This window comes from Mesorhizobium sp. M5C.F.Ca.ET.164.01.1.1 (genome assembly GCF_004792125.1).
Classification (GTDB): Bacteria; Pseudomonadota; Alphaproteobacteria; order Rhizobiales; family Rhizobiaceae; genus Mesorhizobium; species Mesorhizobium wenxiniae.
In genome coordinates this window covers 1-9,662 of the sequence record NZ_SRTG01000026.1, presented here as the reverse complement: position 1 = coordinate 9,662, position 9,662 = coordinate 1, and the positions used below count along the sequence as shown (strand labels likewise).

Here is a 9,662-nt window from a genome sequence, read left to right as displayed (position 1 = left end):
AAACCCGCGATCGAAGATCCCCGCTCAATGCTCTTCCCATCGTCCACCTCCATCGAGGTGGATGTTGAATCAGCACAAGACGCAGCTGTCACATCACAATCGATTCATCGATCACAGGACGTGCTCTAGCCTCCTCACTACCTTCGTTTCTCTAGAAAACCGACGTGGTGCCCTATGCTTGGGCAGAGCCTGTTTCGGTCGGTGCACTCGCGCAGAGCGCAGGCGTCATTCCTGCCAGCTCTCATGCCGCAACTTATTGCATCCGGTGGCATTACACGCCTGCCCGCGAATCGATGGTCCTTGGAGTTATTCAGGTGCGAGGACTTCATCAATGTTCCTCGCGTGTGGCCCTGTCTTTGCCGAACGGCACAAACCACGTTGATGGCGCACCGTTCTCGATAGCGGCGAGCGGGTAACGTTCGGTTCCTCTCGCAATGAGCATGCCGCATCCCGCGTTCATGGCTATCCTTGCTGCCATTAACTTTGTCACCATCCCACCCGAACTATGGCGGGCGTGGGAATGACCCGCCATGGCCTCTATCTCGGGGGTGATGCATCGCACCTCTGTCAGCAGACGAGCCAACGGATTGTGATGTGGGTCTTCGGTGAACAGGCCATCTACGTTGGAAAGCAGAACGAGAAGATCGGCGTTCACCATCTGTGCGACCTGTGCCGCCAGCCGGTCATTGTCGCCAAAGCAGATCTCGGCCGTTGCGGTCGTGTCGTTCTCGTTAATGACAGGTACGGCGCCAATTTTGAGGAGTTGCTGAAGGGTCGACCATGCATTATGGCGACGATGCTGGTTCCCCATGTCTTCGCCAGTCAATAACATCTGTCCCAACGCAAAACCATGGCGCTTTAAACTCTGTTCGTAGGCAAGCATAAGTCGAACCTGACCGATCGCGGCCGCGGTTTGCTTCTCTTTGATCCGCAACGGTCTGCCCAAACCGTCGAATTGACCAGATCCAAGCGCGACTGCACCGGATGTGACGATGATCACCTGCTGCCCACGTGAGAAAAGGCGCACGATATCCGCAATCAGCGTTTCAAGCCAAGCACTTCGTATATCGCCGGTCACTTCATCGACAAGCAGTGCTGAGCCAATCTTGACTACCAGCCGCTGGGCCGAAACCAATTGGACCGATCGTGTGGTTGCTGCCAATGGGTGTCGCTGCAGTGACAGTGAAGACATGATTTTCCACTCTCTTTTTGGCGATACACCAGCGAGTGAGCTGTGTGGCCTCACGAGGACAACTAGCGTCTTTGACGGATCTATCTCGCAGTTAAGGCCGCGCCCTTCATCTGGTGAGGAACCTAGCACCACTGGCGATTGGCGGTCATGAAGATTGTGTAAACTTGTGTAGCGGCAATTCACGTTCATCGCCGACGGCGAACTTAACTCGCTCCGCACTCGGCGGCAGCTTCAGCGGGGCGGATGAGACCGTTCTCGGTGCGCCCGGCACCATGGCAGTTGGGCGGGTGCTTTCGCATTTACGCGAATAGATGGTCTCCAGCCCCATGCAGGACCGGGACACCCACACAAGGAGAAAGCCGTCGAATTCGCTGGCGCGATTCACTCCAGTAGACTTTTACCGCGATCTGAGTTGAGCGGACAAAGAGGATTCGCAGTCTCGTTGCCCCGCTCAATCAGGTTGCGGCATGATATGCGTGAAGAACAGGGCAGCCATGCCGGAACAGGCGCTCGGCAACATGCACCTAATTGCCGACTGGCTCAGCCGTGCTCGGCCTCATACGTTCGCCCGAGGCGTGACGGAGCACACAGCTCGATTATTCAGCGGCGAACAGTTCCTTGTAGCCGGTTGTCACTATCCAGTTCGCCCGGTCTATATAGCTGCGAACAGCGTTGCGGGCGCGCACCGGTTCAAGAGCCGGGTCGATGCCGAGAATGAGATCGGCCATCTCCTCTATGCTGGCATTGTCAGCGCAGGCGTCGAGGATTCTCAGATAGATATTGAAATGCTCCCGGTCATAGCTCGTGAGGCTTTCCGACCAAGGGACTTCGTCGCGCAACGTTGAACTTTGAGTCCCATCTGTTCCCGTGGATCGATTCATGTCTGCCGCGAACCTCGCATGTTGATCGCTGGATTCAAGACAGAATATCCCAAAATGGGATAATCCGGAACCGGGATTAGTGGCTGAGCCGGTCTTTACCTGACCGGTTCGCCTACATGCCCAAATCACTTCGATCTGCCCGCCACCAGCGGTTTCTGGCCCAGCTGATATCGCTACGCAAGGCCAAAGGCCTGACCCAGGCGCAGGTAGCTGAGAAACTTGGTCGGCCGCAATCCTTCGTGGCCAAGTATGAGGGCGGAGAGCGGCGTCTCGATGTCATTGAGTTTCTCGACGTAACTGCGGTGCTTGACGCTGACCCGTGCGAGATTCTGTTGAGCCTGCGGTAATAGCGCCGGCGCGGCTAACGGCGCTCACCGGCTGCTCGTGGATCGAACGCGCTTCTCGGTATGTGCGGCGTCTCGCCCATTTGGCTTAGCCTCTGGCGCGGGTCGTCAGGCCCTCGCAATTCTTCTCTGTTGGGCCTTCCCAGCAGTGCTAAGGTGGGCGCGCCCCGTTGTAGGCCCGCCGCGGCGCCCCGCAACCCTTCGCTCTCGCTTCGGGTCCTTCTCTTCGTTTCGGTCCTTCGTGCGGTCCGCCTGGACGGCGGCCCTTCCGGTCGCAATTCGCCGCCCACCCCCGCTCCCGTCCCGCTTCCAGGAAAGTCGCGATTGGAGAGCGGAGACAAACGATGCATGCAAGACAGCGAACGGCTAGCGGAGAGATTGGCGAGGGCGGGCGCTCGGGCGACATCAGGAGTTCCCCCGCCGCATCATTTGCCGAGCTGGAGTCCGGCATCGTACCGTGGGTCAAGCCATGGGGCATGGCAAAAGCAGGCCTTGGCCTGCCGAGGATACTTCAGGGACGCCAACCACCGGTACTGCATGAAAAGAAACGGCAGCTATCGCAGCATGGCTGAACAAGGCATCTTGTTGGCGTCGGGACCTCCGTGCTGGCCTTGCGCAGGCGCATAAGCTCAGATGACGTCCGGCAGACCGAAGCCGGCAAACAGCCTGGCCGCAGCATTCCATCAGCAATCCAAGCCGTCCTGATCCAATGGCGCGTCGAAGCACGTCCATTTCGGGGGTTAGTCGAGGCCGCGTTGCCAAGTGTATGCTTCTTGGTCCGCTGGACGAGGGCGGCCGTTCTTCGACAATGGCATCTTTAAACATCGCCCGTGCAGGGGGCGACCTTAAAAAAGGGCGCACGAGGCGCCCTTCATTTGACGCGGGCTTTGAGTAAAGCCGCCTTCGCCTTCCGTTGTCAGAAACGGTAGGTGACACCTGCGCCTATCAACCATGGATCGAGCGCGGCGCTCCCCGTCTGCTTCGCGCCTTTCACAGTGACGTCGAAGTCTGGCTTCAGGAAAAGCTTCTTCACGTCGAAGTTGATGCCCCAGTGCTCGTCCACCATATAGTCGAATCCGACCTGCAGCGCAGCACCAGACGTGTTCTTGAGCTTGAGAGCATCGGCGCTGCCGGCATCCTGGTTAAAGAACATCGTATAGTTCACGCCGGCGCCAACATAGGGCTTGAAGGCTCCGAAATCGGTAAAATGATACTGCAGCGTAAGGGTGGGCGGCAGCATCCAAACCGTGCCGATGTTGCCCAGCCCGCCGACCGCTCCTTCGCCGTAGACGTTGGCACGCGTGGTGGCCAGTACGAGTTCGGTGGCAATGTTGTCCGTGAAGAAGTAGGTGATATCAAGTTCCGGGACTACGCTGCCCGAATAGGAAAGATCGGAGCCGGGCACTCCGTTGACATAGCCCGAATCCTGGGTGATGATCCCCAGCCCTCGGAGGCGGATCTGCCAAGGGCTTGGCCATTCCGAGGCCAAGTCTCCCAAGTCTCCCAAGTCTCCCAAGTCTCCTTCGTCCGAGGCCAAAACTCCTACTTCCGGGATGCTCGCGGCCTGCACAAGGTCCGCCGCGGCGGCCTGCTGACCCATCACCATGAGGATCACGGCCGCTGTTATTCCCTGGACCACGCCCACTCGCGTTCTGGCCATGATATTCTCTCCTTTTTCTTCAGAAATGGCGCACTGCACTACTAAGAATCTCCTTTGATCAATTGTGTTGAAGGAATCTCATGCTCACTTTGCACGAGACTGTGCCGTCGTTATTTGCGCATTCGCGCACCACGGACCTGTGCTACCTTTTTGAAATGTTGCCTTGTTTGGCCACCTATCGAACGCCATCGTCTTGCCAACCGATGGCACTGCGAAGGAAATTGTTGCCCAAAGCAATGAATGGGCCCGCTCGCGATTGTCCTTGCCGTAGCTGTGCCCGCCCGCGCTGGGCTCGTAGAAGTAAGCGGGATAGCCAAGGGCCTGCAGCTTTGCGGCCATCTTGCGCGCATGACCGGGGTGGACGCGGTCGTCCCGCTTCGTGGTGGCGAGCAGGATCGGCGGATAGGGCTGTCCCGGCGTCGCGGCGTGATAGGCGGAGATTTCCCTCAAGAACGTCCAATCCTCCGGCTTGTCGGGATCGCCATATTCGTCAATCCCGCTCACGCCGAAGAGCTTGGTGTAGCGGCGCATGTCGATAAGCGGAACTGTGCAGAACAGCGCGCCGAAGTGCTCGGGATAGCGGGTAAGCATGTTGGCGATCAGCAGGCCGCCATTCGAGCCGCCCTCGGCGGCAATCCGCCTCGGCAGTGTGATGCCCCTTCGCACGAGGTCGGCTGCTACGGCGGCGAAATCGTCATGGGCGAGACGCTTGCCCTCCCTCCGTCCGGCATCGTGCCAGCGGCTGCCGAACTCGCCGCCCCCACGGATGTTCGCCACCACGCACGTGCCCCCGCGCTCGAGCCACAGCTTGCCGAGCGAGGAGTTGTAGGAGGGCAGGAGCGATACGCCGAACCCGCCGTAGCCGGAAAGGTGAACCGGGGCATTTCCGTTTCCGTTCGCCGGACCGACCTGCGTATAGGGGATCAATTCACCATCGATCGAGGCTGCCTCGTGGCGTGTGACCACCAGACCGGTTGCGTCGAAATTCTCCGGGTTGCGCTTCAGGATCACTGGAGCACCGAGAGGCGGCGCCGCATTGAGATCGAATAGGAGCAGTTGCGACGGTGTGATCGGGTCCTGAGCCGAAACGAGGACCTCTCCATTGGTCTCGTGATCCTCCTCGTCGAGTGACCAGAGGTGAACAGTCCGCTCGGCGGTCACGGTGTCGAGGGTTCGGCGCGTCCATTTCTGCCGACCCGGGGTGAACACCTCGAAACGCGGGGCGAGGTTCGCGAGGTAGGCGACAATGAGCTTCCCGGCATTCCAGAAGAATGACTGCAGACAGCGCCTCTCGTCCGGTTCAAACAGGGTGCTAAAACGGCGTTCGCCAGCGATGAAAGAGGAAAGCGAGATGCCGATCAGCGCGTCGGCGGCATGGGTCGTCCCTCCCACTGTCCAGGGCTTGCGCGGCTTTACCGCCAGCCAATCACCGAAGACATCCCATCTGGCGTCCCGAGGAAGGTTGATCTCAAGCTTCGGCCCACGGCGGTCGCCGATTCGTCCTATCGCCGTGAACAAGCCCGGCCCCTCGATGAACCAAAGGCGCTCGCTCTCGGCGGTGCGGTCCAGATGACCAGACACGCCAAGGGAGTCGGAACCCGCCTCGAAGATTACCGGCGCGGTGAGGAGACCCGCGCCACGTTTCCACGACCGCACGGTCCGCGCGAAGCCGGCCATGCCCTCACCAAGCGCACTGAAGAGCAGAAGCGTGTCAGGGTCGAGCCAACTTATCCCGCCCTTGGCCTCCGGGAGATTGAAACCGTCGGCGACAAAGCTCAGAGAGCTCAGGTCGAATTCGCGACGCACGACCGCGTCGCTGCCGCCGCGCGACAGGCGCAAGACGGCTCTTTCGCGCGTCTCCGGCTCAATCGATGCGCCGCCCCAGACCCAGTCTTCTCCGTCTCTAGCCGCGAGGGCGTCCAGATCGAGCAGTAGCTCCCACTGGGGATCCGCCTTCGTGTAGGCGGCAAAGGTGGTCCGGCGCCACAGTCCGAGCGGATTTCCGGCATCTTGCCAGAAATTATAGAGGTATTGACTGCAGCGCGTGACCAGGGGAATCCTGTCGGGACGGTCGAAAATCGCTGTCAGCGCCGCCCGGTCGCGCTCGAACTGCGTTCCCGCGAAGTGCTTCAAGGTCTTTGCCGACTGGCTGGCGGTCCACGCAAGTGCCCGTTCGCCTTCTACATCCTCAAGCCAAAGATGGGGGTCATCGTCGGGTGCATCCAGCGTTGGACGGAAATCGAATTCGCTCATGTCCGGACAACCAAAGGAATGAAAGCGCAATGGCTTCCATCTGCTCGGGAAAGCTCAGTGTTTGCGGTCACCGCATGTTCGAAAAATGCAATCATCCGGTGGGTTCTTCTCAGTCGGTGCGGCGTCGCAGTGCTTTTGCGCATAGGACTGCATCTGTCGTGCCAACTGGAAAATCGTTTCGGAACAATGCGATCGCCCTGACAGCGTTGTGTCACATGTCCGACATCGTCGAGAATCCGACAACGAACGCACCTCGTATTCACCGCATCAAGCTCCGCGAGTCGGTGACACCGTGCCGAACTCAGGCAGTGAAGCTCAGAATGAACTTGGTTGGCCCCCCCACATCTTCGCTCCGGGACGCTTCACGCACACGGCCTCAGGCGAAGGACGCCCTTGAGGGAACTAGCCGGGCTGCGCGCCTAGACACCACGAGCGCAAAAAATCGGAGATCCAGGAAAGAGAGGGCGCCGCTTGGCCGTCCTGATGGTTGTCCAGGCCCCGCCAGCAATATTGGCCTGCACCGTCCTCTTGCTTGCATTTTCGAAGCCTATGGATAGCCGAGTAAGCTGCGTTCCAACGAACAAATTGGAGTAGTCGCTAAGGAACGTCAGCTGCTGGCGACCCCTCATTCAATATGCAAGGTATGATGATGGTTCAGGAGACCGGGCACTTTGGCTCGGTGCAGGTATCTCGGCGACGCTGCCATCAGTCGATGGTGTTTCGCTGACGCCCCGCAGTGATATGCCCGACAAGGGCATTGCGGGGGCAAGTCTGCCTGGGAAATTGGCTGCATCCAGGGCAGGCGGAGCCTGGCCGCGCTCGGTCTCCATACCGCTCGCAAGTAGCCCGGCGTGAGCACCATCCAAAGAAGCGATTGCGCGCGTCGCCGGTTCATTTTGCGGCCCACTGAATGGTCGGCCTAACCTGTACAACTGCACAGGCTGCCATCGCGTGAAACTTGGCCTCCAATGGCGGAAAATCCCCCAGGAGACCTGCGATGACTGACCTTTTTACACCCGCGCTACCAGAACTTGCCGAAAACCAACGTGCAATCCACCGCGGCGCCACCACGCTTTCAAGGAACGTCCGGAATCGGACGCCGGAGCCGATCACCGCTGTGAAATCGATCGCGTTGGCGTGCAGAGGCCGCGCTGGCTTTCGCTGTGCCGGTTCGACGGCCTGGTCGCTATTTGCGCGCCTCTTCTGCCCTCGACAGTGCCGATGGCACACGCCTCGACGAAACGGCGCCACCCATCTCTGGTGCCTTTGGCGCCGGTGCTTGGACAAATGGCATGATGTTTCGACGTCCGTGGGGGCGGGCAGGGGACACAGTCATGCCTAAAGTTCTGGTGATTGGCGCGGATGAGGCTGATTGGCGCGATGAAAGATCATACGATTACACCGCTGGTCTGACGCCGCGCGAGTGGGCCTGGGAGTTCTTGCGCCGCAACCCTGCATTCCAGCGTGACGTGACCACTGCAAGCCAGCAGGCCAAGACCTGGTCTCACCAACCGTTTCTCGACGTGATCGTGTCGGCCGGCGACCTGTCGCGCTGGGGTGTCCTGTTTCGCCGAGTCTCATGGGCGCAATTCCCTTGTATTCTGGAGTCCGCTCTGGTGCGTCCATGTGCTGCCGGTCATTGCAGAACAGCTGTCCGCATCCTCGGTGACATCGCCGTTCGAACTCTCGGCATTGCCATGTCGTGCGACGGTCTTGCTGGCGCCCGACAAGGACCAGCATGTTCTTCTTCGCAATGCGGAGCATACGCTCCAGCTCGCCGTCTCTGGCGCGGATATCTTGCACCCTGTTTGCCTCCGTACCGAGGCGATCTGGCCCGCGACGCTTTCGAAGCACCGCCTGAGGGCGCTCGAGTGCCTCAATGCTCTAACTCTGGCGCAACATCTGCCTGCCCGCTTGTTTCCGCCGGAAAAGCGATGTTCCCGTCTAACCTTCGTTCTTCGTGCGCTCGACGGCTCACTTGCCGGGGCGTCACATCGGGAGCTTGCCGAAGCGCTGATCGGCCAACGGCGCGTCCATGCCGACTGGAGGGATCCTCGCGATCATCTGCGCGACCGCATTCGCCGCGCCGTCTCTCGTGGCCGTGCGCTCATGAACGGAGGGTACAGAGATTTCCTCACTTGAAAAATGACAGTCCGCACTGCGCGTCAGCGGGCGAACAGTTCGGAGACCAGTCACATCGGTCGGCTCGGTCGATATGGCAGCGAACGACCTTGCCGGTGCGCTCTGGTTCAAGCGTCGGTCGATGCCAACAGGCACGTTAGGCATTGTCCGATAGCCGACAATGTCGAGTACGCAACACAGAGGAAGCTGACTCTCGGGTGTTCTTGAACGCTTTTGGCTTGGCACGCCACATGCACGCTATTCAGAAAAACGCGCGGACTGAGTGGTCGCACCGCCACGAGAGCCGCTGACTTACGCCACCTCCCAAGGCGTACCCGGCCCGGCAGCGAGCTCAGTCTCCTGCCGGGCATCTTATTTCAGAGTACTGACGTTCGGGACTTCACGGGATCCGCGTCTGCGCCATCCAAAGGACTCAGGCGGCCAATGCCTCAGGCTCTCCTTCTTGTGCTCGCGCAAATGATCCATATTGAGGTAGCGGGTCGCCTCGAGCCAGTTCTCGTGGATCTCCACCGCCAATGCCCGAACCAGCCGCAGACAGCTCTGCTGACTGGGGAAGATGCGGACGACCAGGGTACGCAGTTTGACCTCCTGGTTCAGCCGCTCCAGCATGTTCCTCGACTCCATGTGCTTGTGATGGGCAAGCGGAGCCGATAGAAAACAGCGTCTCCTCGAGGTTGTCCTCTACCAAGTTCACTAATTTCGGGTATTTGGCCTGCCATTTGGCGATCCACTGCGCCTGGTCGCGCTTGACCTCGGCTAGGTCGCGCCGGTCACAGAACCATCTGAGCTCCATCAGGGAGTCGTCATCGACCTTGCGCGGCACATAATCGAGCGCGTCTGAGGAAGTGCACATAGGGGCTGTTGGAGAAAGCCGCTTTTCCAACATTTGTTCCGAGACATCGGCGGTTTTGGTTGCCCTCGTCAGGTCTCGTCAACGAGGTTCAGAGGATGCATCAACAGCAACAATCCCAGGAATCGGTCAAACAAAGCGGCAGCCAGCCGCTTCAGGTTCACCGCCGCTGCGGTGAGGTAGGCTTGGATCTTCATATTGGCGAGACCCCGTCGGATCGCTCGGGCCAGTCCGTGCCAGTTCTTCGCCTCGCCATGGAAGCCCTCCGAGCGCCACCGGTGGCGTTGGTAGAGACATTGATCCTCCTCTGACCATCGCTCTCGACGCCGGCGCGCTCTCA

General features: G+C 59.8%; 6 protein-coding genes and 2 pseudogenes. 2 read left to right on the top strand and 6 right to left on the bottom strand.

Annotated features, from left to right (window positions below):
* Positions 1–328: 328 nt before the first annotated feature.
* Together proB and EN807_RS31980 are read right to left on the bottom strand one after the other, a co-directional pair.
* Positions 329–1,162 (bottom strand): glutamate 5-kinase, encoded by an 834-nt coding sequence (gene proB, locus EN807_RS31985; RefSeq protein WP_246684489.1) that lies wholly within the window; start codon positions 1,160–1,162, stop codon positions 329–331.
* 626 nt (positions 1,163–1,788) lie between these two features.
* Positions 1,789–2,073 (bottom strand): DUF2285 domain-containing protein, encoded by a 285-nt coding sequence (locus tag EN807_RS31980; RefSeq protein WP_135937899.1) that lies wholly within the window; start codon positions 2,071–2,073, stop codon positions 1,789–1,791.
* 116 nt (positions 2,074–2,189) lie between these two features.
* Here EN807_RS31980 and EN807_RS31975 point away from each other — a divergent pair, with 116 nt between their 5' ends.
* Positions 2,190–2,420, top strand: a complete 231-nt coding sequence (locus EN807_RS31975) for a helix-turn-helix transcriptional regulator (RefSeq protein ID WP_135937898.1) — start codon at positions 2,190–2,192, stop codon at positions 2,418–2,420.
* A 913-nt stretch (positions 2,421–3,333) separates the two neighbouring features.
* Here the strand turns inward: EN807_RS31975 and EN807_RS31965 are convergent.
* On the bottom strand, positions 3,334–4,077 hold the full coding sequence (locus EN807_RS31965) for an OmpW family protein (RefSeq protein ID WP_128177472.1): 744 nt from the start codon (positions 4,075–4,077) through the stop codon (positions 3,334–3,336).
* A gap of 175 nt (positions 4,078–4,252) precedes the next feature.
* A pseudogene (locus EN807_RS31960) lies at positions 4,253–6,330 on the bottom strand (prolyl oligopeptidase family serine peptidase).
* Between the two features lie 1,626 nt (positions 6,331–7,956).
* Between EN807_RS31960 and EN807_RS31955 the strand changes: the two are divergent.
* Positions 7,957–8,472, top strand: coding sequence for a DUF2285 domain-containing protein (locus tag EN807_RS31955; protein WP_189522654.1), 516 nt, complete (start codon positions 7,957–7,959; stop codon positions 8,470–8,472).
* Between the two features lie 426 nt (positions 8,473–8,898).
* Here the strand turns inward: EN807_RS31955 and EN807_RS31950 are convergent.
* Both EN807_RS31950 and EN807_RS31945 read right to left on the bottom strand, forming a co-directional pair.
* Positions 8,899–9,368, bottom strand: a pseudogene (locus EN807_RS31950) (transposase); the annotation flags it as partial.
* Between the two features lie 25 nt (positions 9,369–9,393).
* A partial coding sequence (locus EN807_RS31945; protein WP_189522641.1) for a transposase occupies positions 9,394–9,662 on the bottom strand: 269 nt, incomplete at its 5' end.